Source organism: Microbacterium sp. NPDC077663, assembly GCF_044542795.1.
Classification (GTDB): Bacteria; Actinomycetota; Actinomycetes; order Actinomycetales; family Microbacteriaceae; genus Microbacterium.
Map to the genome: position 1 here is coordinate 1,023,701 of NZ_JBITVE010000001.1, position 20,337 is coordinate 1,044,037.

22 protein-coding genes are annotated in these 20,337 nt (G+C 71.2%); all 22 read right to left on the bottom strand.

Going from position 1 to position 20,337, the window contains the following annotated elements:
• Positions 1-32: 32 nt before the first annotated feature.
• A complete protein-coding gene (gene lgt / locus ACIGEP_RS04990; protein ID WP_396660503.1) occupies positions 33-1,004 on the bottom strand; it encodes a prolipoprotein diacylglyceryl transferase in 972 nt (323 codons plus the stop codon).
• Between the two features lie 10 nt (positions 1,005-1,014).
• Positions 1,015-1,815, bottom strand: coding sequence for a tryptophan synthase subunit alpha (gene trpA, locus ACIGEP_RS04995; protein ID WP_396660504.1), 801 nt, complete (start codon positions 1,813-1,815; stop codon positions 1,015-1,017).
• Positions 1,812-3,071: a tryptophan synthase subunit beta gene (gene trpB / locus ACIGEP_RS05000; protein WP_396660505.1), complete on the bottom strand. Its 1,260-nt coding sequence runs from the start codon at positions 3,069-3,071 to the stop codon at positions 1,812-1,814. The genes trpA and trpB overlap by 4 nt, the downstream gene beginning before the upstream one ends.
• Complete coding sequence (gene trpC, locus ACIGEP_RS05005; protein WP_396660506.1) at positions 3,068-3,844, bottom strand: indole-3-glycerol phosphate synthase TrpC; 777 nt, start codon at positions 3,842-3,844, stop codon at positions 3,068-3,070. The genes trpB and trpC overlap by 4 nt, the downstream gene beginning before the upstream one ends.
• 1 nt (position 3,845) lies before the next feature.
• Entirely contained in the window at positions 3,846-4,073 is a 228-nt protein-coding gene (locus ACIGEP_RS05010) for a DUF6704 family protein (RefSeq protein WP_251580811.1), read from the bottom strand.
• 85 nt (positions 4,074-4,158) lie between these two features.
• Entirely contained in the window at positions 4,159-4,749 is a 591-nt protein-coding gene (locus tag ACIGEP_RS05015) for a Trp biosynthesis-associated membrane protein (protein ID WP_396660507.1), read from the bottom strand.
• Positions 4,746-5,105 carry a phosphoribosyl-AMP cyclohydrolase gene (gene hisI / locus ACIGEP_RS05020; RefSeq protein ID WP_396660508.1) on the bottom strand — a complete coding sequence of 120 codons (360 nt, stop codon included), beginning with the start codon at positions 5,103-5,105 and terminating at the stop codon, positions 4,746-4,748. The genes ACIGEP_RS05015 and hisI overlap by 4 nt, the downstream gene beginning before the upstream one ends.
• Positions 5,102-5,866 (bottom strand): imidazole glycerol phosphate synthase subunit HisF, encoded by a 765-nt coding sequence (gene hisF, locus ACIGEP_RS05025; RefSeq protein ID WP_396660509.1) that lies wholly within the window; start codon positions 5,864-5,866, stop codon positions 5,102-5,104. Before hisF ends, hisI begins: the two co-directional genes overlap by 4 nt.
• A 1-nt stretch (position 5,867) precedes the next feature.
• On the bottom strand, positions 5,868-6,710 hold the full coding sequence (gene hisG / locus ACIGEP_RS05030; RefSeq protein WP_396660510.1) for an ATP phosphoribosyltransferase: 843 nt from the start codon (positions 6,708-6,710) through the stop codon (positions 5,868-5,870).
• 46 nt (positions 6,711-6,756) lie between these two features.
• Positions 6,757-7,020 (bottom strand): phosphoribosyl-ATP diphosphatase, encoded by a 264-nt coding sequence (locus tag ACIGEP_RS05035; protein ID WP_396660511.1) that lies wholly within the window; start codon positions 7,018-7,020, stop codon positions 6,757-6,759.
• A 52-nt stretch (positions 7,021-7,072) separates the two neighbouring features.
• A complete protein-coding gene (gene rpe, locus ACIGEP_RS05040) occupies positions 7,073-7,756 on the bottom strand; it encodes a ribulose-phosphate 3-epimerase (RefSeq protein ID WP_396660512.1) in 684 nt (227 codons plus the stop codon).
• Positions 7,757-7,788: 32 nt separating this feature from the next.
• Positions 7,789-9,144: an RsmB/NOP family class I SAM-dependent RNA methyltransferase gene (locus tag ACIGEP_RS05045; RefSeq protein WP_396660513.1), complete on the bottom strand. Its 1,356-nt coding sequence runs from the start codon at positions 9,142-9,144 to the stop codon at positions 7,789-7,791.
• On the bottom strand, positions 9,141-10,073 hold the full coding sequence (fmt, locus tag ACIGEP_RS05050) for a methionyl-tRNA formyltransferase (protein WP_396660514.1): 933 nt from the start codon (positions 10,071-10,073) through the stop codon (positions 9,141-9,143). Before fmt ends, ACIGEP_RS05045 begins: the two co-directional genes overlap by 4 nt.
• An 8-nt stretch (positions 10,074-10,081) precedes the next feature.
• The gene (locus ACIGEP_RS05055; protein WP_396660515.1) at positions 10,082-12,031 is read right to left on the bottom strand and encodes a primosomal protein N'; all 1,950 of its coding nucleotides are present in this window, start codon (positions 12,029-12,031) and stop codon (positions 10,082-10,084) included.
• Positions 12,032-12,038: 7 nt separating this feature from the next.
• The gene (gene metK / locus ACIGEP_RS05060; RefSeq protein ID WP_396660516.1) at positions 12,039-13,232 is read right to left on the bottom strand and encodes a methionine adenosyltransferase; all 1,194 of its coding nucleotides are present in this window, start codon (positions 13,230-13,232) and stop codon (positions 12,039-12,041) included.
• Between the two features lie 116 nt (positions 13,233-13,348).
• The gene (gene rpoZ / locus ACIGEP_RS05065) at positions 13,349-13,603 is read right to left on the bottom strand and encodes a DNA-directed RNA polymerase subunit omega (RefSeq protein WP_064002061.1); all 255 of its coding nucleotides are present in this window, start codon (positions 13,601-13,603) and stop codon (positions 13,349-13,351) included.
• 106 nt (positions 13,604-13,709) lie between these two features.
• Positions 13,710-14,255, bottom strand: coding sequence for a CoA-binding protein (locus ACIGEP_RS05070; RefSeq protein ID WP_396660517.1), 546 nt, complete (start codon positions 14,253-14,255; stop codon positions 13,710-13,712).
• Positions 14,252-15,589 carry an O-acetylhomoserine aminocarboxypropyltransferase/cysteine synthase family protein gene (locus ACIGEP_RS05075; protein ID WP_396660518.1) on the bottom strand — a complete coding sequence of 446 codons (1,338 nt, stop codon included), beginning with the start codon at positions 15,587-15,589 and terminating at the stop codon, positions 14,252-14,254. Before ACIGEP_RS05075 ends, ACIGEP_RS05070 begins: the two co-directional genes overlap by 4 nt.
• Before the next feature lie 23 nt (positions 15,590-15,612).
• Entirely contained in the window at positions 15,613-17,634 is a 2,022-nt protein-coding gene (gene acs / locus ACIGEP_RS05080) for an acetate--CoA ligase (protein WP_396660519.1), read from the bottom strand.
• Positions 17,625-18,449, bottom strand: a complete 825-nt coding sequence (locus ACIGEP_RS05085; protein ID WP_396660520.1) for an ABC transporter permease — start codon at positions 18,447-18,449, stop codon at positions 17,625-17,627. The genes acs and ACIGEP_RS05085 overlap by 10 nt, the downstream gene beginning before the upstream one ends.
• Positions 18,450-18,451: 2 nt before the next feature.
• Positions 18,452-19,474: an aliphatic sulfonate ABC transporter substrate-binding protein gene (locus ACIGEP_RS05090; protein ID WP_396660521.1), complete on the bottom strand. Its 1,023-nt coding sequence runs from the start codon at positions 19,472-19,474 to the stop codon at positions 18,452-18,454.
• Positions 19,471-20,310, bottom strand: coding sequence for an ABC transporter ATP-binding protein (locus ACIGEP_RS05095; protein ID WP_396660522.1), 840 nt, complete (start codon positions 20,308-20,310; stop codon positions 19,471-19,473). Before ACIGEP_RS05095 ends, ACIGEP_RS05090 begins: the two co-directional genes overlap by 4 nt.
• Positions 20,311-20,337 lie beyond the last annotated feature (27 nt).

Here is a 20,337-nt window from a genome sequence, read left to right on the forward strand (position 1 = left end):
GCTCAACCTGGGACGACGTCGGCCCTGCGGTGCTATCGGGTGGTGACTGAGCTTGTGGCCGAGTCGGAGGATTCTTCGGACGCGGGGGGTGCGCTCACGTCCACGAAGTCATCGGTTCCCTGCGAGTGTACCGCGCCCGGAGGCGTCCATTCGCGTCCCGGCTGATACGGCGACGGCTCGAGCCCGGGGTGGCGGCGCTTCTGCACGATCATGATGATCAGGCCCACGACGACGCCGAGGATCGACGCCCACACGTTCGTGCGGAGACCGAGGAAGACCTCGCTCGGATCGATGCGGATGGACTCCCACACGATGCGACCCGCGGAGTACCAGATCAGATAGAGACCGAACAGGCGTCCCCACTGCAGGCGGAAGCGTCGTCCGGCGGCAGCGATGATGATGACACCCATGACGTTCCAGATGACCTCGTAGAGGAAGGTCGGGTGGAAGAGCGTGCCCTCGGGCAGACCCGCCGGCCAGGCCGGGTTCGGGTAGCTGATCTCGAGGCCCCACGGGAGGTCGGTCGGCAGCCCGTAGAGCTCCTGGTTGAACCAGTTGCCGAAGCGCCCGAACGCCTGTGCCAGCAGGAGGGCGGGAGCCAGCGCGTCGGCGAAGGTCCAGAAGCGGATGCCGCTCCACTTGCAGCCGAGCCAGGCCCCGACGGCGCCGCCGATGAGCGCACCGAAGATGGCGATGCCGCCCTCCCAGATGCGGAAGATCGCCCACAGATCTTTGTCCTCGCCGAAGTAGAACCCCGGGTGCGTGAGGACGTGGAAGATGCGGGCGCCGATGATCGCGAGCGGGACCGCGAGGAGCGCGATGTCGATGACGACCCACGGCTCCGCGCCGCGCCGGGTGAGGCGACGGTTGGTCCAGAACGTGGCCACGACGATGCCCGCGAGGATGCAGAGGGCGTAGAAGTGGATCGTCAGCGGGCCGAGCTGGAACGAACTGATCGGCGGGCTGGGGATGCTCGCGACGACGGAGAGGGCTGCAGAAGTCACGACGGCGAGTCTACGCGGTGACCGGGCGCGGTCCCGCGCCACGGGAGAGCTCCCGCGTCGTGGCGGCCAGGCCGTCCACGCCCCCGTCGCGGAGTGCGCGCACCAGGGCCGTCCCCACGATCGCGCCGTCGGCGTAGTCGAGGACGCCGTCGACCTGGTCGGCCGTCGAGATGCCGATGCCGACGCAGGCGTTCTCGACCCCGTGCGCGCGGAGCCGATCGACGAGGGCGCGGGCCGCGGCATCCAACTCCGCCCGCTCCCCCGTGATGCCCATCGTCGAGACGGTGTAAACGAAGCCGGTCGAGTGCTCGGCGATCATCTTGATGCGGGCGTCGGTGGACGACGGTGCCGCGAGGAAGATCCGGTCGAGGCCGGTGCGTTCGGAGGCGGCGATCCAGTCGGCGGCGGCGTCGGGGGTGATGTCGGGCGTGATGAGCCCCGCACCGCCGGCGGCGGCCAGGTCGTCGGCGAAACGGTCGACGCCGTACTGGAAGACGGGGTTCCAGTACGTCATGACGACGATCGGCACGTCGACCCGCTCGGCGATCGCGCGGACGGCGGTGAAGGTGTCGCGGAAGCGGAAGCCGGCCGCGAGGGCCGCCTGCGTCGCCTCCTGGATGACGACACCGTCCATCACGGGGTCGGAGTACGGCGGACCGAGCTCGAGGATGTCGGCGCCGTTCTCGGCGAGGGCGACGGCGGCGTCGATGCTCGTCTGCAGATCGGGGTAGCCGATCGGGAGGTAGCCGACGAAGGCGCCGCGGCCGGACTCCTTGGCCGCGGCGATCGCGGCGGCGACCCGCGAGGTCACAGCTCGACCCCTTCGCCGCTGCCGTGCTCGGGGTCGGCCGGGACCTCGACGGGCTCTTTGTCGGCGTCGTAGAGCTCGAACCAGCGGGCGGCGGTGTCCATGTCCTTGTCACCGCGGCCCGAGAGGTTGATCGCCAAGACCGCGTCCGGACCCAGCTCGCGCCCGATGCGGAGCGCGCCGGCGAGGGCGTGTGCGGACTCGATCGCGGGGATGATCCCCTCGGTGCGGCTCAGCAGGCGCAATGCCTCCATGGCCTCGGTGTCGGTGGCGGGGATGTACTGCGCGCGCCCGATGCTCGCGAGCCACGCGTGCTCGGGGCCGACACCCGGGTAGTCGAGCCCGGCCGAGATCGAGTGCGACTCGGTCGTCTGCCCGTCCTCGTCCTGAAGGACGAAGGTCTTCGCCCCGTGGAGGATGCCGGGACGGCCGCGCTCGATGGACGCGGCGTGCTTCGGCGTGTCGACGCCGTCGCCGGCCGCCTCGACACCGTAGAGCGCGACGCCCTCGTCATCGAGGAACGCGTCGAACATGCCGATCGCGTTCGAGCCGCCGCCGACGCACGCGATGACCGCATCGGGGAGGCGGCCGATCTCGTCGAGGAGCTGCTGACGCGCCTCCTCGCCGATGACCTTCTGGAAGTCGCGCACCATGGCCGGGAACGGATGCGGCCCGGCAGCCGTACCGAAGATGTAGTTCGTCGTGTCGACCGAGGCGACCCAGTCGCGGTACGCCTCATTGATCGCGTCCTTCAGCGTGCGCGACCCCGTCGTGACGGGCACGACCTCGGCGCCGAGCAGCCGCATCCGCGCCACGTTGAGCGCCTGACGCTCGGTGTCGACCTCGCCCATGTAGATCGTGCACTCGAACCCGAACAGGGCGGCCGCCGTCGCCGTCGCAACGCCGTGCTGACCGGCACCGGTCTCGGCGATGACCCGCTTCTTGCCGAGCTTCTTCGTGATGAGAGCCTGGCCGAGCACGTTGTTGATCTTGTGGGACCCGGTGTGGTTGAGGTCTTCGCGCTTGAGGAAGACGCGCGCGCCCCCGGCGTGCTCGGCGAACCGCGGCACCTCGGTGAGCGCGGACGGGCGCCCGGCGTAGACGTTCAGCAGCCGCGCGAACTCGGCGGCGAAGGCGGGATCGGTCTTGGCGTCCTCGTAGACGGCAGTCAGTTCATCGATCGCGGCGATCAGCGATTCGGGCATGTAGCGCCCGCCGAACTCGCCGAAGAAGGGACCGTGGGCTTCGCGGAGACTCATGAGCCTGCTTCCAGGAAGGCGGCGAGGGTCGACACGGGATCGCTCGTGACGAGGGCTTCGCCGATCAGGACGACGTCGGCGCCGGCGCCGCGGTAGTGCGCGACGTCGGCCGGTGAGAGCACGGCGGATTCGGCGATCTTGATGACGCCGTCCGGCAGCTCGGGGGCGAGGCGGCCGAAGAGATCCCGGTCGAGCTCGAACGTGGAGAGGTCACGCGCGTTGACACCCACGAGACGGGCGCCGATGTCGTTCGCACGCGCGATCTCTTCGGCGGAGTGCGTCTCGACGAGCGGCGTCATTCCGAGCTCGATGACGAGGTCGTACAACTCGGCGAGCAGCTGCTGCTCGAGGCCCGCGACGATCAGGAGGACGAGGTCGGCGCCAGCCGCGCGAGCTTCGAACACCTGGTACGGCGTCGCGACGAAGTCCTTGCGGAGCACCGGCAGGGTGACGGCTGCACGGACGGCCTCGAGGTCGGCGAGCGACCCCTTGAACTTGCGCTGCTCGGTCAGCACCGAGATCGCGGACGCACCGCCGATCTCGTACCGGCGCGCCTGCAGCGCGGGATCGGGGATGTCGGCGAGGTCGCCGCGCGAGGGACTTGCCCGCTTGACCTCGGCGATGATCTTGACGCGGTCGGCGGGGGCGAGTGCGGCCAGTGCGTCGATGGCTGCCGGCTGCGCCAGGGCGAGCTTCTCGACGACGCTCAGGGGGCGGACGGATTCCCGCTCCCGTGCATCCTCCACCGCGCCGGCCGTCAGGTCGGCGAGCACGTCAGTGCTGCTTCGAGACGGTCTTGGATCCGCCGACGCCGTAGCCCGCCTTGGTCATGATGTACCCCACGACGAGGCCGATGACCAGCAGGACGACCGAGAGCCAGACCATGAGCGGCATCTCGAGGAAGAAGAAGACGGTGCCGATCGTCAGCGCGATGAGCATGATGACGACCGTCGTCCATGCCGCCGGGGAGTGTCCGTGGCCGGGGTCCTCGATGCCGCTCATTGTTCTCCTTCGCATGCAGATTCGGGGGCGGCCGAAGCCGCATCTCCAGTCTAGCGGGGCGGACACCCTCCCCCGCCCCGGACGCTCAGCTGGTCGGGTCCTCGCCGCGGGAGAGATCGTCCCAGGAGTCGATGCTGTCGCGCGGGCCTGTTCCCGCGACGCGTCCGGTGCGGTACTTGCGACCGCCGGTAGTCCACCGGTGGGCGGTCGCGAGGACGAGGACGCCGCCGAGCAGGATGAGGACGGATGCCGCCACGGTCACCCCCGGCCAGGGCGTCGCGGTGATCTGGTCGACGATGCCCGAGATCCCCGCCTCGCCGCTCAGGCCGGTCGCCTCCGTGACGGGGCCGGCCACGCTGTCGATCGGCTGCTCCGCGGCGATGCGCACGGAGCCCCACCCGAGCCCGGCGCCCAACCCGATCGCGATGACGGCGAAGACGTAGCGGAGGACCCGCCCCACGATCGTCAATGCCAGCCCGAGCGCGAGCGCGGCGAGACTCAGCGGAGCGAGCACGGCGAGAGCGTCGGCGCCCGGCACGGGGACCGCGAGTTCGGAACCGTCGTTGAGGGTCGCGGTCAGCCAGGTCTGCGTGGACCCGATGATGCCGATCGCACCTCCGAGGAGGATCGCCAGCACGGCGGAGAGCCGCAGCCGGCGCGTGGTGCCCTCCGTCACGAGAACTCGCCCACCACGGGCTCGAGGTCGTCGGCGTCGAAGCACGTGCGGTCACCGGTGTGGCAGGCCGCGCCCACCTGCTCGACGGACACGAGCAGCGTGTCGCCGTCGCAGTCCAGACGCAGACCGCGGACGTACTGCGCATGACCCGACGTGTCGCCCTTGCGCCAGTACTCCTGGCGCGAGCGGGACCAGAAGGTCACGCGTCCCTCCGTCAGCGTGCGGCGGAGGGCCTCGGCATCCATCCACCCCAGCATGAGGACCTCGCGCGTGTCGTGCTGCTGCACGATGGCGGGCACGAGTCCCTCGCTGTTGTAGACGACGCGCTCCATGCGCTCCTCGATCGACCGGGTCATCGCCGCACCTCCACGCCCTCAGCGACGAGGGCCTCCTTGACGTCGCCCACGGTCAGCTGACCCGAGTGGAAGACGGATGCCGCGAGCACCGCATCGGCGCCCGCCTCGATCGCCGGCGCGAAGTGCGCCGCGTCACCCGCGCCGCCCGAGGCGATCACCGGGACCGACGAGACCTCGCGCATGAGGGCGACGAGCTCGAGATCGAAGCCGTCCTTCGTGCCGTCCGCATCGATCGAGTTCACCAGGAGCTCCCCGGCGCCTCGTTCGATGGCCTCGCGCGCCCACGCGAGGGCGTCGAGGTCGGTGAGCGTGCGGCCGCCGTGGGTCGTGACGGCGAACCCCGAGGGCGTGTGCGGTGCGCGCTTCACGTCCAGCGAGAGGACGAGCACCTGAGCTCCGAAGCGGTCCGCGATCTCGCCGAGCAGCTCGGGGCGCGCGATCGCGGCGGAGTTCACACCGACCTTGTCGGCCCCGACACCCAGCAGGCGCGCGACGTCCTCCGCGGAGCGCACACCGCCGCCCACCGTCAGCGGGATGAAGACCTGCTCGGCCGTGCGCTGCACGACGTCGTAGGTGGTGTCGCGGGCGTCGACCGTGGCCGTCACGTCGAGGAAGGTGATCTCGTCCGCGCCCTGCTCGTAGTACCGGCGCGCGAGTTCGACCGGGTCACCCATCTCGCGCAGATTCTCGAAGTTCACGCCCTTGACGACCTTGCCGGCCGCCACGTCGAGGCACGGGATCACGCGGCAGACGAGCGACACGTCAGAGCCTCGCGTTGTGGATCGCGGTCACGAGGATCGCGCGCGCACCGATCTCGTACAGGGCGTCCATGACCTGGTTGACCGTCTTCCGCGGACTCATGACACGCACGGCCACCCATTCCGGGTCACGCAGGGGCGAGATGGTCGGCGACTCGATACCCGGCGTCAGCGCGACGGCCTGATCGACGAGGTGCGCGGGGAGGTCGTAGTCGATGAGGACGTACCGACGCGCCACCATCACACCGCGCAGGCGACGCAGGAGCGTCTCGGTGCCCGGCGCCTCGGTCGGGGCGCCGATGAGGACCGCCTCGGACTCGAGGAGGACGGGCCCGAAGATCTCGAGCCCCGCCTGCCGGAGGGTCGTGCCCGTCGAGACGACGTCGGCGACGGCATCCGCCACACCCAGTTGCACAGCGGACTCCACTGCGCCGTCGAGGGGCACGAGGTCGACGGCGACGCCGTGCTCGTCGAGGTACCCGTCCACGAGGCCCGGGTAGGCGGTCGCGACGCGCAGGCCGTCGAGGTCGGCAAGCTCCGAGAAGCGTCCGGGAGGACCGGCGAAGCGGAAGGTCGAGCCGCCGAAGCCGAGCTGTTCGATCTCGCGGGCGCCCGGCATCCGGGCATCCAGCAGCAGGTCGCGGCCGCTGATCCCGACATCGAGGGCGCCGGAGCCGACGTAGGTGGCGATGTCCTTGGGACGGAGGTAGAAGAACTCGACGTCGTTGACGGGGTCGATGACGTGCAGGTCCTTGGGGTCGCGTCGGCCGGTGTACCCGGCTTCGGCGAGCATCCCCGCCGTCGTCTCGGCGAGCATGCCCTTGTTGGGGACGGCGATGCGCAGCATGGAACGTCTTTCGGTGTGGAGGTGAGCGGACGGCGGGAGGCACCGATCAGAGATGTCGGTACACGTCCTCGAGCGTCAGCCCCTTCGCGAGCATCAGCACCTGCAGGTGGTACAGCAGCTGCGAGATCTCCTCGGCGGTCTCGGCATCCGACTGGTACTCGGCGGCCATCCAGACCTCGGCGGCCTCTTCGACGATCTTCTTGCCGATCGCGTGAACGCCCCGGTCGAGCTGTGCGACGGTTCCGGATCCCTCCGGACGGGTCGCCGCCGTCGCGGTCAGCTCGGAGAACAGTCCGTCGAAGGTCTTCACACCCTCCAGGGTACCGGCCCGCCGCTCCCGGCCGGTCCCCGTGACGACCGGGTCAGTGCCGGTGAGCGGATGCCGCGGCCGAGCGGAGCGCACTGATCGCCGCGCCGGGGTCGTCGGCGCCGAACACTGCCGACCCGGCGACGAAGGTGTCGGCACCGGCATCCGCCGCCTGCGCGATGGTCGACTCGCCGATGCCGCCGTCGACCTGCAGCCAGACCTGCGAGCCGCGCCGGCGCGCCTCGTCGGCCAGGCGACGGAGCTTCGGCATCTGATCGGCCATGAAGCTCTGGCCGCCGAAGCCGGGCTCCACGGTCATCACCAGGATCTGGTCGAACTCGTCGAGCACCTCGAACAGTTGCTCGACACCGGTCGCGGGCTTCACCGCGACGCCCGCGCGGGCTCCGATGTCCCGCAGTCGCCGTGCGAGCGCGACGGGGTCGGCGGCGGCCTCGAGATGGAAGGTGACCGACGCCGCCCCGATCTCGGCGTACCCGGGCGCCCAGCGGTCGGCGTCGCTGATCATGAGGTGGACGTCGAGCGGCACCGGGCTCGTCGCCTGGATGCGCTCCACCATCTGTGGGCCGAACGTCAGGTTGGGCACGAAGTGGTTGTCCATGACATCGACGTGGACGAAGTCGGCCGATGCGATGCGGGCGAGCTCGGCCTGCATGTTCACGAAATCGGCGGCGAGGATGCTGGGGTTGATGCGTACGTCGAAGTCGGCCACGTCAGCCATTATCCCGGCGCAGGATCAGGATCGACGCCGGGTCACGATCGACGCAGCAGCCAGATCGACATCGCGTCCGTCGCATGACGGTGCGGCCACAGCTGCGCGCGACCGGATCCGTCGGTCGGATCTGCGAGGTCGATGTCGCCGTCCGAGATGCCCCGGAGCACCCCCCGCGCGTCGAGCTGGGTCAGGTCGCCACCGAAACGGCGCTCGACCTCGGCGACCACCCCCGCCGTCTCGGCAAGGTGCGGAGAACACGTGACGTAGGCGACGATCCCACCCGGAGCAAGCGCCTCGACCGCGGCGGACAAGAGTTCGGTCTGCAGCTGGGTGAGCTCGGGGACATCCGCGGGAGCCTTGCGCCACCGCGCCTCGGGACGACGCCGGAGGGCGCCGAGTCCGGTGCACGGGGCGTCGACGAGAATGCGGTCGTACACACCGCGGCCGGCACGTGTGCGGCCGTCCTCCTCCGAGACGGGGACCTCGATCGGGACGGCGGCGACCGACTGGCGGACGAGTCGCGCCCGCACGGGCGAGAGCTCGTTCGCCTCGAGCTCCGCACCGTGGACGGCCGCTTCGGCCGCAAGGACCGCGGTCTTGCCTCCGGGTGCGGCGCAGAGGTCGAGCCAGCGCTCCCCCGCACGTACCGGCCGCGCCCGCGACAGCGCGAGAGCCGCGAGCTGCGAGCCTTCGTCCTGCACCCGGACGGCGCCGCCCGAGGCACGGACGACCCGGTCGAGGTCGCCGCCGGCGAGCCGGAAGCCCAGCGGAGAGTACGGTGTGCGCTCGGCGTCCGCGGGGATCTCGCCGACGCCGGGCAGGGCCGACAGGGTGACGGTGGGCGCGGCGTTATCCGCCGACAGCAGGTCGAGCAGCTCCGCCTCGCGACCCTCGGCCGCCAGTGCGCGGCGGAACGCCCGGATGATCCAGACGGGGTGCGCATACCGCACCGACAGCCGCTCGTCGTCCGAGCGCGCCGCATCCTCGATGCGGGTGAGCCACTCCTCCTCGTCACGCTCCGACACGCGCCGCAGGACCGCATTGGCGAAGCCGGTTGCCCGGCGGCCGGCGACGCGCGCCACCAGGTCCACTGTCTCGTGGACCGCGGCGTGCGCGGGGACGCGGGTCGCGAGGAGCTGATGGGTCCCGAGGCGCAGCGCGTCGAGAACGGGGGCGTCGATCCCCGACGCCGGTCGGGCCGCGGCGATCTCGATCACGGCGTCGTACGTTCCGACACGACGGAGCGTCCCGTAGGTGAGCTCGGTGGCGAGAGCGGCATCCGCCGTCGACAAGCGCGCGCGCTCGAGTTCGCGGGGCAGCAGGAGATTGGCGTACGCGTCGTCGGCCCCGACGGCGTGGATGACGGCGTAGGCGACGTCGCGGGCGGCGGTCACGACGACGCCCCTGGCAGGTCGACACGCGGCTGGTCGGCGCGAAGGCCACGCCACCAGTCCGCGGCGGGCATGGATCCCTTGCCCGCGGGCTGCACGGTGCGCAGGAGGACGGTGCCCTCCCCCGTCCCGACGAGGACGTCCCGCCCGAGGAGCGCGAGCCTGCCGACCTCGAGCTCGGTGTCGGGCCCGCGCAGTGCGGCGTGGACCTTGACGCGGGCGCCGCCGACGCTGAGGTGCGCGCCCGGCTCGGGCGTCGTACCCCGGAAGCGGTCGACGACGCGGTCGGCGGGCTGTGACACGTCGAGCGCACCGTCCGCCTGCATGAGCTTCGGCGCCAGCGTGGGCTCGCCGCGCTGCGCAGTCGCGACGGCCGTACCGTCCGCGATCGCATCGACGACACCCGAGACGAGCTCCGCGCCCGAGACCGCGAGGTCGGCGAGCACATCGCCGGCGGTCGCCCCGCGCGGGACGTCGTAGCGCAGTTCGGCGAAGACGTCGCCGGCGTCGAGGGCCGGTACCAGCTGGAACACCGCGGCGCCCGTCACGCGGTCTCCTGCGATCAGCGCGTGCTGGACCGGCGCTGCCCCCCGCCACTTCGGAAGCAGCGAGAAATGCAGGTTGATCCAGCCGTGCCTCGGTGTGGAGAGCAGCGGCTCTCGCACGAGACCGCCGTACGCGACGATGACCCCGAGGTCCGCATCGAGCGCCGTGATCTCGGCCGTCGCCTCGTCGTCCAGGCGGTCGGCCTTGATGACGGTCAGACCCAGCTCCTCGGCGGCGACCGCGACGGGCGACGGTGTCAGCACCCGCTTGCGGCCGAACGGCGCATCACGACGTGTGACGACTCCGACGACGTCGTGGGACGAGGCCGCGAGGGCACGGAGCGAGGGGACGGCCGGTTCGGGTGTTCCGGCGAAAACGACGCGCATGCAGGTCCTCACAGATCGAGCTCGGGCACATCGAGCCGAACCCTGAGTGTAGTCCGCGGCCCCGGACCCCGACGTCGTCCCCGGACGGCGTCGGCGACGACCGAGGCGCGCAGCTGCTCGGCCACAGTCCGTCCGTGGGCGTAGTCGATCCGCACCAGTGCGCGTGCGCCGTCATCGGTCGGCACAGGTCCGAGCACGTTCATCGGACCGAGATCGGGAACCGCTTCGCGGAGCTCGGCGAGGGCACGGTCGACAGATGCCGGGGCTCCCTCGACAGCGACCACGCGTACCGTCGGCGGCATCAGCAGCGGAGCGCGATCGGCGAGCTCCGCGCGGGCGTACGCGGCCTGCGTCCAGGTCGCGAGGGCGCGCGCGACGGGTCCGGTGACACCGACCAGGTGCACGGGCGCGCCCGGGGCGGCGAGGGCGGCGGCGTTCGACCACCAGCGCAGACACGACTCCCCGATCCGCAGCTGCTCGGCCATCAGCATCTTGTCGCCGTCGAGCAGGATGACGGCGCGGTACCCCCCGTCGGCGGGCGGCTCCGCACCCCGGGTCGCGATGACGAGCGCCGGTCGCGCGTCGACCGAGGCGACGGGGTGGTCGCCGTCGGCGACGATGACGCGGATGCCGGGGAACGCCCGGCCGAGCTCGTCGGCGGTGCGTTCGCTACCCGACGACGCCATGCGGAACCGCGTGCCCTGACAGTTCGCGCACGTCCAGTTCGGGGCCGACCGCCCGCACCAACCGCAGTCGGGGGTCGCGCCGGGTCGACGGGCGCGGAGCGGGCCGGAACAGTGGCGGCAGCGCGCCGGATGACGGCACTCCGCGCAGATGAGTACCGGCGAGTAGCCCGGGCGGGCGACCTGGACGAGAACAGGTCCGTGCCGGAGGGCCTCGCGGGCAGCCCCGAAGGCCGCCGACGGCACGCGAGCGCCGCGGTGCTCGGCCTCGTGCGTGGCCGACAGGACCACGCGAGGGCTCGCACGGCGCTGCGCGGGCACCTCGCGGACCCACCCCACCTGGACGAGGCGTTCGACGTCCGTGGTGCGGGTGTGTCCCGCGAACAGGAGCGCGGACTGCTCCTCCTCCTGCCGGACGAGGGCGGCGTCGCGCGCGTGCACACCGGGGCTCAGCGGCTCCGCGAGCAGCGGGTCGCCGTCGTCCCAGAGCAGGACCGCACCGACGTCGTGCGCGGGGGCGTAGACCGTCGACCTGTTGCCCACCACGATGCACGGCGCGGAAGCCAGCAGACGCAGATACGTGGCGAAACGTTCCGGTCCGGAGCGTCGCGCGTCGTCCCGGACGATTGCCTCCGCAGGGACGAGACCCGCCAGGGCGTCCAGGATCTGCGACTGGTCGCGATGGTCGGGCACCACGACGAGCGCACTGCGACCGCTGTCCAGGACGAGTGTCGCCAAGGCGGCGAGCAGGTCCGCCCACGCACCGCGCAGCTGACCGGGAGCCGGATGCGGGGGCGCGTCGACCGCCAGCCGCTCGCCCGCTCGGATCGCGTCGGCGAGGCCAGGGTAGACGTCCACCGTCGCCCGCGCGCGGGTCGCGGCATCCGGATCCACCGTCGGCGCCTCGGGCGGGTCGGCGGCCAGCCACGCCTTCTCGGCGCGGACCATCCGCTTCGGGACGGCGAGGCGCAGGATGTCGCTCGCGGAGCCGGCGGCGCGGTCCGCGACCCGCCGGGCGAGCCGGTAGAGCGCGTCGGGAAGGATCGGCACGGCCGAGACGACCGCCGTCACCTCGGACAGGGGGCGCCCGCCCGGCTCCACCTCGGCACGCTCGATGACCCATCCCTCCACGGTGCGACCGGCGCTGCGCAGGGGTACCTTGACGCGGACGCCGGGGACGGCCGCCTCTCGGAGCGCCTCGGGGAGGGCGTAGTCGAACAGCCGGTCGAGCTGGGGCAGCGGCGAGTCGATGAGGACCCGCGCGACATCGATCACAGCGGGGTCAGAGACCGGCGGCGGCCCGCAGCGCGTCGACGCGGTCGGTGCGCTCCCAGGTGAACTCCGGCAGCTCGCGTCCGAAGTGTCCGTAGGCGGCCGTCTGCGCGTAGACCGGACGCAGTAGGTCGAGGTCGTCGATGATCGCCTGCGGGCGCAGGTCGAACACATCGCGGATCGCGGCGGTGATCGCCTCGTCGGAGACGTGACCGGTGCCGAAGGTCTCGACGTACAGACCCACGGGCGCCGCGCGACCGATCGCGTAGGCGACCTGTACCTCGAGACGGTCGGCCAGGCCCGCGGCGACGGCATTCTTGGCGACCCAGCGCATCGCGTAGGCGGCGGAGCGGTCGACCTTGGACGGGTCCTTACCGCTGAACGCGCCGCCCCCGTGACGGGCGGCACCGCCGTACGTGTCGATGATGATCTTCCGTCCGGTCAGGCCCGCGTCGCCCTTCGGACCGCCGACGACGAACGGGCCGGCGGGGTTGATGACGTACCGCACCTCCGAGACGTCGAGCCCCGTCTGCCCGAGCACGGGGTCGATGACCTCCGCCTGCACCGCCGCGCGGAGGGCCGGCAACGAGATGTCGGGGTGGTGCTGGGTGGACAGCACGACGGTGTCGATCGTGCGGGGCGTCGTGCCGTCGTATCCGAGGGTGACCTGCGTCTTGCCGTCGGGGCGCAGGAACGGGAGCGCGCCGCTGCGACGCGCGTCGGTCAGCCGCTCGGCGAGGCGGTGCGCCGTCCAGATCGCGGTCGGCATGTACTGCGGGGTCTCGTTCGTCGCGTAGCCGAACATGATCCCCTGGTCGCCGGCCCCGAGGGCGTCGACCGGGTCCACGGAACCGCCTTCGCGGTGCTCGAGCGCGTTGTCGACGCCGGCGGCGATGTCGCCGGACTGCTCGCCGATCGAGACCGTCACACCGCACGAGTCGCCGTCGAACCCCGTCTCGGACGAGGTGTACCCGATGCGGTTCACCACCCGACGGACGATGCCGGGGATGTCGACGTAGCCGTCCGTGCGGACCTCGCCCGCGACGTGCACGAGCCCCGTCGTCACGAGCGTCTCGACGGCGACGCGGCTGCCGCGGTCGACCTCCAGGAGCGCGTCGAGGATGCTGTCGGAGATCTGGTCGCAGATCTTGTCGGGGTGACCTTCGGTCACGGACTCCGACGTGAACAGGCGCAGCGCGGTCATCGGTCCTCCAGAGGGCGGATCGGGGGTATGGAAACCATCATGCCCGCGGTCCCCGACACGGGGGACACGCGGGCATGAGGATGACGCCGTGTGGCGTCAGATTCGAGGCGTCGAGGTCACTCGGCCGCGCGCAGGCGCAGCTTGTCCTCGTGGATCTCGTGGAGCGCGATCGTGAGGGGCTTGTCCTCGACGTTCGAGTCGACCAGCGGACCCACGTTGTCGAAGAGGTTTCCCTCGTGGAGGTCGGAGTAGTAGTCGTTGATCTGACGCGCGCGCTTGGATGCGTAGATGACGAGCTGGTACTTCGAGTCGACCTTGTCGAGCAGTGCGTCGATGGGCGGGTCGATGATGCCCTGGTCACGGTTGGCCATGGTAGTCCTCCAGGATGGGTGAGGCGAGAAGTCTGCACGGACGCGTGTGTGCGCGACACGGCATCCCGCCAGTCTACAGGGCGCCGCGGCGCTCCGCCGCGCACCGTCAGCGACTGAGCAGTTGCCGCTTCGAACTGAGTACCCCGGTGTCGAAACCGGCGAGGTGCAGACCGCCGTGGAACCGGGCGTGCTCGATCTTCACGCAGCGGTCCATGACCACCGACAGACCCGCATCGGCGGCAATCTTCGCGGCACCCTCGTGCCACGACCCCAGCTGCAGCCAGAGGGTCGACGCACCGGCATCCACCGCCTCCTGCGCGACGCCGGGCAGGTCGTCGTGCTTGCGGAAGACGTCCACGATGTCGGGGACGACGGGCAGGTCGGCGAGCGAAGCGTAGGCGGGCTGCCCGAGGATCTCGGTGGCGCGCGGGTTGACGTAGTACACGTCGTACGGCGAGCTCCCCCGCAGGTACGTCGCGACGAAGTAGCTCGCGCGTGCGGGGTTGTCGGAGGCGCCGACGATCGCGATCGTCTTGGCGCGGCGGAGGATCTCGAACCGCTCCTGCGCTCCGGCGGAGGGCCATGTGCGAGCGTGTTCCCGGTGGGGAGCAACGGCGGGAGCCGGGAGTGCGCACGCGTTCGGATCGCTCATCGGCTGACTCCTGTCGCTCGGGTGAGGGCCTGATCGAGGTCCCAGACGATGTCCTCGGGGTCTTCGAGACCGACCGAGATGCGGATGAGGTCGGCGGGGACGCCCGCGGCGACGAGCTGCTCCGCACTCAGCTGCTGGTGGGTGGTCGACGCGGGGTGGATGACGAGGGTGCGGGCATCGCCGATGTTCGCCAGGTGCGAGGCGAGCTGCAGGGCATCGATGACGGCCTCCCCCGCCCGCCTGCCGGCGGCCACGCGGTCGGCCTCGGTCGACGTCTCGTCGCCTGCCTTCACACCGAAGGCGAAGACCGACCCGGGTCCCAGGGGGAGGTACTTCTCGGCCCGGCTGTGGTGCGGGTGGCCGGGCAGTCCCGCCCACGTGACGAAAGAGACACGCGGGTCGGAATCGAGCCATTCCGCGACGACACGCGCGTTCGCGAGATGCGCATCGATCCGCTGCGGGAGGGTCTCGACGCCCTGCAGCAACAGGAAGGCGGAGTGCGGACTGAGCGCCGCACCGATGTCGCGCAGCTGCTCGGTGCGGAGCTTGGTGAGGAAGCCGTACTCGCCGAAGTTGTCCCACCAGCGGATGCCGCCGTACGAGGCCACGGGCTCGGTCATCTGCGGGAACTTGCCGTTCCCCCAGTCGAAGGTGCCCTTCTCGATGACGACGCCGCCGAGGGTCGTCCCGTGTCCGCCCAGGAACTTCGTCACGGAATGGATGACGATGTCGGCACCGTGCTCGAGCGGTCGCGCGAGATACGGCGTCGCGAGGGTCGAGTCGACGACGAGCGGGATGCCGGCGGCGTGCGCGACCTCGGCGAGACCCTCGATGTCGGCGATCTCACCCGACGGGTTGCCGATCGTCTCGACGTACAGCACCTTGGTCTCGGGCCGGATCGCGGCGGCGTAGTCGGCGGGGTCGCTGGAGGCGATGAACGTCGTGTCGACGCCGAACCGACGCAGCGTCACATCGAGCTGCGTCACGGTGCCGCCGTAGAGCTGGGCGGAGGCGACGACGTGGTCACCGACGCCCACGAGCGCTGCGAAAGTGATGAACTCGGCACTCATCCCGGACGCGGTAGCGACGGCACCGATCCCGCCCTCGAGCGAGGCGAGCCGCTCCTCGAGGGCGGCGACGGTGGGGTTGCCGATCCGCGAGTAGATGTTGCCGTACTTCTGCAGGGCGAAGAGGTTCGCGGCATCCGTCGCGTCGTCGAAGACGAACGAGGAGGTCTGGTAGATGGGCACGGCTCGGGCGCCGGTCGCGGCATCCGGGGTGCCGCCCGCGTGCAGGGCGCGTGTGCGGAAGCCGAAACGGTGTTCGTCGGTCATGTTCTCTCTCTGACGGATGGGGACTATGCAGCCGCGAGGGCTGCGGCGATCCGGGCGACGGCGTCGGGGTTCTGCAAGGAGGTGGTGTCGCCCAGCGGCGCGGGTTCGCGGCCGGCGCGACGGTCCTGCTCCGCCTCCCACAGCTGGGCGAGAAGGCGACGGAGGATCTTGCCGGACCGTGTCTTCGGGAGGTCGGGCACGATCACGACGTGTCGCGGCTTGGCGACCGGTCCGATCTCGCGGGCGACGTGCGCGCGGAGGTCGGCGGCGTCGGGCGCGTTCGCCCCGGACGGGACGACGAACGCGGCGACGGCGTGACCGGTGACGGGGTCGGCGACGCCCGTCGTCCCCGCCTCCCCCACCGAGCCGTGTGCGACGAGGGCGGACTCGATCTCGATCGTCGACAGGCGGTGCCCCGAGACGTTCACGACGTCGTCGAGGCGACCCAGGATCCAGATGTGCCCGTCGGCGTCGCGTGTCGCACCGTCACCCGCGACGTAGTAGCCGCCGTGGTCGCCATGGCCCGCGAAGGCGGACCAGTACGAATCCCGGTACCGCGTCGGGTCGCCCCAGACCGTGCGTGCCATGCCCGGCCACGGCCGGCGGACGACGAGCGTGCCGGAGCGTCCGGGCTCGACCTCGCGGCCGTCGGCGTCCACGACCGCCGCGTCGATCCCCGGCAGCGGCACCGTCGCGGAGCCGGGCTTCAGAGTGGTCACTCCCGGCAGGGGTGCGATCATCGCGGCGCCCGTTTCGGACTGCCACCACGTGTCGACCACGGGGACCTCGTCCCGGCCGAACGCCCGGCGGAACCACGCCCATGCGGCGGGATTGATCGCCTCTCCCACCGTCCCGAGGAGGCGGATGCTCGACAGGTCGTGCCCGGCGGGGAGGTCGTCACCGAACCACGTCATGAAGGTGCGGATGAGGGTAGGCGCCGTGTAGTACACGGTGACGCCGTAGCGCTCGATGATCTCGAGGTGACGCTCGCGGTGCGGCGCATCCGGGGTGCCCTCGTAGATCACCTGCGTCAGTCCGTTCGAGAGGGGACCGTACATCTCGTAGGTGTGCGCCGTCACCCACGCGAGGTCGGCCGTGCACCAGTGCACGTCGTCGGGCTTCGCGTCGAAGTGTGCCCAGTGGGCCCAGCTCGCATGCGTCAGGTATCCGCCCGAGGTGTGGACGAGTCCCTTCGGCTTCCCCGTCGTTCCGGAGGTGTAGATGATGAACAGCGGATGCTCCGCGTCGAACGGAGCCGCCTCGTGGAGGGCCGACGCGGTGTCGACGACGTCGTGCCACCACACGTCGCGACCGGGGGTCCAGGGCACGTCGCTCCCCGTGCGTCGGACGACGAGGACGTGCTCGACCGTGGCGAGGCCGGCGGCGGCGGCATCCGCGGCGGACTTCACCTCGACCGCTCCCCCGCGACGGAACTGGCCGTCGCTCGTGACGAGCAGCTTCGCCCCGGTGTCCTCCAGTCGGAAGCGCAGAGCCTCGGCTGAGAACCCACCGAACACGAGCGAATGGACGGCGCCGATCCGTGCGCAGGCCAGAGCGATCACGACCGTTTCGACGAGGACGGGCAGATAGACGACGACGCGATCGCCAGGACGGATGCCGAGCGCGACGAGCGCGTTCGCCGCCTGCGACACCCGGCGCTGCAGGTCCGCGTAGGTGACCGTCGTGCGATCACCGGGCTCGCCCTCGAAGTGCAGTGCCACCGTGTCACCGCGCCCGGCCGCGACGTGGCGGTCGACGCAGTTGACGGCGACGTTGAGGGTGCCGCCGTCGAACCATCGGGCGGCGGGCACGGTGAGGCCGTCGTCTGCCGAACGGACAGGCGGACGCCAGTCGAGCGCGGTGTGCCAGGGGGTCGCCCAGTCGAGGCGACGGGCGGCGTCCTCCCAGAACGCGACGGGATCAGCCGCCGCCTCGGCATAGGCCGACGCGGTCACGTTCGCCTGGGCGGCGAAAGCCTCCGGTGCGGGATAGGTGCGGGTCTCGACGAGGCGGACCTCGTCGGCGCTGTTCTCCGTCACGACCATCTCCGCAGGACACGGCGCTGCAGGAGTGTGACCAGCGCGTTGGAGAGCACGCCGAGGCCCGCAAGGACGACGATCGCGAGGAAGATCCTGTCGACGCGACCGGTGCTCTGCGAGTCGGTGAGCAGGTATCCGAGCCCCATCGAGGCGGAGATCAGTTCAGCCGCGACCAGGAACAGCCATGCCTGGGCGAGCGCCAAGCGCAGCCCCGAGATCAGGGCGGGCACTGTGGCCGGCAGCTGAACCGTGCGGAACAATTGCCAGCCGCGGAGCCCGAACGAACGGCCCATCTCCACGACATGCGGGTCGACATGGCGCAGCGCGCCCGCGACGGTCGTGAAGACCGGGAAGAACGCTCCGATCGCGACAAGGGTCACCTTCGGTTCCTCCCCGATGCCCATCCAGAGCAGCAGCAGGGGCACGAGCGCGAGCGAGGGGATCGCGCGGAACGCGGCGAGGATCGGGCTGAGGAGCACATCCCCCGCGCGCGTCAGCCCGACGACGGCCGCCAGAGCGAGGCCGACAACCGAGCCCAGCGCGAATCCGAGCACGACGCGCTGCGCGGAGATGGCGACATGCCGCCACAACGTGCCGTCCTCTGCCAGCCGGACGGCCGCGTTCAGCACGTCGAGCGGTGCGGGGAGGCGATAGGTCGGGATCACACCGAAGGCCGTGACCGCCTGCCACAACGCGAGGAGCGCGATCGGAACGACGAACCCGCCGACGACACGGACGCTCGTGCGGGACCAGAACGGCGGCACCGCCGCCGCGCCCGAGGGCGCCGCGACGGTGGTGGTCGCCTCTGCGGAGGCCGTCATGATCAGCCCGCGGCCTTCTCGGCGAAGGTCGGCTCGATGATGGTCTCGAGCGCCGTGTCGACGGCATCCTGGCCGCCCGTCACGGCGTCAGAGTCGACGAGGACCGGGGCGATCTTCTTCAGCACGGCCAGCTGGTCGTCGCCGGGGATGCCGCTCACGTCGAGGTTCGAGCGCTCGGAGATCACGGTGGTCGCGACGGCCGGGTCGATGCCCGCCACCTCGGCGAGCAGCGCCGCGGTCTCGTCGGGGTTCGCGAGTGCCCACTCGCGCGCCTCCTCGTACGCGTCGACGACGACCTGCGCGACGTCGGCGTGATCGGCGAGGAACTCCTCGGTCGCGTTGAGGAAGCCGTAGGAGTTGAAGTCGACGTTGCGGTAGACGAGCTTGTCACCGGACTCGACTTCGGCGGCGGCCATGATCGGGTCGAGGCCCGCCCACGCGTCGACCGAGCCGCCGTCGAGCGCCGAGCGCCCGTCGGCGTGCTGCAGGTTCTGCACCTCGACGTCCGAGATGCTGAGGCCCTCGGTCTCCAGCGCCTGCAGCAGGAAGAAGTACGGGTCGGTGCCGCTCGTGGCGGCGACCTTCTTGCCCTTCAAGTCGGCGACGGACGCGATGTCGCTGTCCGGGCCCACCACGATCGCCGACCACTCGGGCTGCGAGAAGATGTCGATGACCTTGATCGGCGACCCGTTGGCGCGGGCGAGCAGCGCGGCCGAGCCGGCGGTCGAACCGACGTCGAGCGAACCGGCGCGCAGCAGTTCGTTGGCCTTGTTGGACCCCGCGGACTGCGTCCACTCCACGTCGACGTCGTCGCCGAGTGCCTTCTCGATGAGCCCCTGGTCCTTCACGACGAGGCTGAGCGGGTTGTAGGTCGCGAAGTCGATCGAGAGCGTGTCGGTGGACCACTCCCCCGCACCCTCGGAGGTGGACGCGGCGTTCTCGCCGGCGAGGCAGCCCGTGGCCATGAGCATCAACGCTCCCGCCACGACGATCGTGGGGGCGGTGCGGCGGATGACGGTGCTCATCGGGTCTCCTGAGGGGTTGAGCGGTGGGTGACGACGCCGAGTCCGTCGAGGAGCTCGGCGCGCAGGTCCGTGAAGCCGTGATCGGCACGGTCACGGGGGCGGGTGCCGGGGACGTTGATCACGCGGGCGATCGAGGGCTCCGCGGTGTCGGCGTCGATCGCGCGCAGCTGCAGCACGCGGTCGGCGAGGTAGAGGGCCTCCTCGACGTCGTGCGTCACCAGGACGACGGTCGTCGGTTCGGCGGAGTGGATGTCGAGGAGAAGGTCCTGCATGCGCAGGCGCGTCAGCGCGTCGAGGGCGCCGAACGGCTCGTCGAGCAGCAGCACCTCCGGCCCGCGGGCGAGGGCACGCGCGAGCGATGCGCGCTGGGCCATACCGCCCGAGACCTCACGGGGGCGACGCGCTGCGGCGGCGGAGAGACCCACGAGGTCGAGGAGCTCGGCGACACGGGCCTTCGCGGCGGCGCGCGCGGTGCCGCGCGGCATCCCGAGTTCGACGTTCTCGGCGAGGGTGCGCCACGGCAGCAGCCGGGGCTCCTGGAAGGCGACGGCGGTGCGCTCGTCGGTGTCGCGCAGAAGGAGGCCGTCCACGGTCACCGTGCCTGCGGTCGGCGAGTCCAGACCGGCCAGCAGTCGCAGCAGGGTGGACTTGCCGCATCCGGACGGGCCGACGACGGCGACGATCTCACCGGGCTCGAACGTGAGGTCGATGCCGCGGAGCACCGGGACCGGGCCGCGCGCACCCGCGAAGGTGCGTTCCACGCCGACCAGCGAGACCGCACCGCTCGGGGCGGACGGGTTCGACGCACGCTCAGCGGCGGTCAGGACGGTGGACATGCGTCCAGCTTTCCGGACCGTCGCCGT

Bases quoted from the DNA above. Each gene is read 5' to 3' on its own strand.
- rpoZ (WP_064002061.1), bottom strand. From the start codon at position 13,603: ATGGCCAACCGTGACCAGGGCATCATCGACCCGCCCATCGACGCACTG.
- ACIGEP_RS05090 (WP_396660521.1), bottom strand. From the start codon at position 19,474: ATGAGCACCGTCATCCGCCGCACCGCCCCCACGATCGTCGTGGCGGGA.
- rpe (WP_396660512.1), bottom strand. From the start codon at position 7,756: ATGGCTGACGTGGCCGACTTCGACGTACGCATCAACCCCAGCATCCTC.
- fmt (WP_396660514.1), bottom strand. From the start codon at position 10,073: ATGCGCGTCGTTTTCGCCGGAACACCCGAACCGGCCGTCCCCTCGCTC.
- ACIGEP_RS05070 (WP_396660517.1), bottom strand. From the start codon at position 14,255: ATGAGCGATCCGAACGCGTGCGCACTCCCGGCTCCCGCCGTTGCTCCC.
- acs (WP_396660519.1), bottom strand. From the start codon at position 17,634: ATGGTCGTGACGGAGAACAGCGCCGACGAGGTCCGCCTCGTCGAGACC.
- hisG (WP_396660510.1), bottom strand. From the start codon at position 6,710: ATGCTGCGCATCGCCGTCCCCAACAAGGGCATGCTCGCCGAGACGACG.
- ACIGEP_RS05085 (WP_396660520.1), bottom strand. From the start codon at position 18,449: ATGACGGCCTCCGCAGAGGCGACCACCACCGTCGCGGCGCCCTCGGGC.
- ACIGEP_RS05095 (WP_396660522.1), bottom strand. From the start codon at position 20,310: ATGTCCACCGTCCTGACCGCCGCTGAGCGTGCGTCGAACCCGTCCGCC.
- trpB (WP_396660505.1), bottom strand. From the start codon at position 3,071: ATGAGTCTCCGCGAAGCCCACGGTCCCTTCTTCGGCGAGTTCGGCGGG.
- hisI (WP_396660508.1), bottom strand. From the start codon at position 5,105: ATGACCCGGTCGATCGAGGAGCGCATGGAGCGCGTCGTCTACAACAGC.
- ACIGEP_RS05075 (WP_396660518.1), bottom strand. From the start codon at position 15,589: ATGACCGACGAACACCGTTTCGGCTTCCGCACACGCGCCCTGCACGCG.
- ACIGEP_RS05010 (WP_251580811.1), bottom strand. From the start codon at position 4,073: ATGAGCGGCATCGAGGACCCCGGCCACGGACACTCCCCGGCGGCATGG.
- metK (WP_396660516.1), bottom strand. From the start codon at position 13,232: ATGACCGCGCTGCGCCTGTTCACGTCGGAGTCCGTGACCGAAGGTCAC.